The sequence below is a fragment of the Bartonella sp. AA89HNZF genome (assembly GCF_042196905.1).
GTDB lineage: Bacteria > Pseudomonadota > Alphaproteobacteria > Rhizobiales > Rhizobiaceae > Bartonella.
In genome coordinates this window covers 1-1,118 of record NZ_JBHIRD010000074.1, presented here as the reverse complement: position 1 = coordinate 1,118, position 1,118 = coordinate 1, and the positions used below count along the sequence as shown (strand labels likewise).

The window sequence follows — 1,118 nt, the reverse complement described above, 5'->3', positions numbered from 1 at the left end:
TCAGGCAAGGGCTTTGTGTCGATATACGGGAGTGAGGGAAAGACAGAAAATGAAGAGAGTTTTGAGCATCAAGGTTCTTCTCTCAATGCGGATGGCAATATCACCATCACTGCCAAGAAAAAAGATGTGACAATTGTTGGCTCTGATCTTGCAGGTGAGAATATTAATCTTTCGGCAGCGCGTGATGTCAATGTGCTTGTTGGTCATAATAGCCATAGGGCAAGCTCAAAGGAAGAACGTACAGGCTTTGGGTTTCAGTTTGAAAAGAGCAACAGCGGTGCTTCCTTGGGGGGTGGAATTGCAAGCGCCAAAGATACGGGCGATCAATGGGAAACCACTTCTACACAATCACACATCACGGCACGCCAAGATGTGCAGATTACTGCTGACAATGATGTGAATTTACAAGCAGCCATTGTTTCGGCGGATCGTGATGTCAACATTGATGCCGGCAATAATATCACCCTATCAGAAAGCTATGATACCTCTAACGGCAAAGAGACACATGAAAAGTCTTTTGCTGGTGTGACAACTTCCGTTGATATCGGTGTCCTTGGCACGGTACAAGGACTAAAAGATTCAGCGGACCGTATGAACAATAAGGATGGCAATAACACCGTTATTAATGGCATACTGACCGGCATGAAAATCAATCACCTCTTTAACAAAGGCAAGAATTTTGTTGATTGGCTGACTGGCAACACAGGAGAAAAGGGGAACATAACCAAAGGACTGAGTAACCCATTAGGAGGATTGGGGGGCTCCACCAAGGATGCTCTTGCCAATATGGCTGGCGCATCTGGCAGTGTAACCGTGGGCTTTAAAACTGAGAAAACAGAAGCCTCTGTTCAGACCTCCACAGCGGTGACAGATAGCATAGAAGGCGGACGCGCTGTTAACATGCATGCCCACGAAGGCAGCATTCATGGTGTTGGCGCTGATGTTATCGCTGGTACCAATCCAATCTATGTGCTGGAAAATGATGCACAGAGCGGAAAGATCACCATGGAAGCAGGTAAAGATATCATCTTTGAAAGTGCACAAAACACGCAAAGCACACAAAACAGCAGTGAAAGTTCTTCAATGAGTGTTGGCACCGGTTATGGCACGGGTGGCGC

The 1,118-nt window shown here is 46.5% G+C and carries 1 protein-coding gene; it reads left to right on the top strand.

The genetic code is table 11. The annotated features are described in order from the left end of the window. A partial coding sequence (locus ACFIN0_RS09735; protein ID WP_375702453.1) for a hemagglutinin repeat-containing protein occupies nt 1-1,118 on the top strand: 1,118 nt, incomplete at both ends.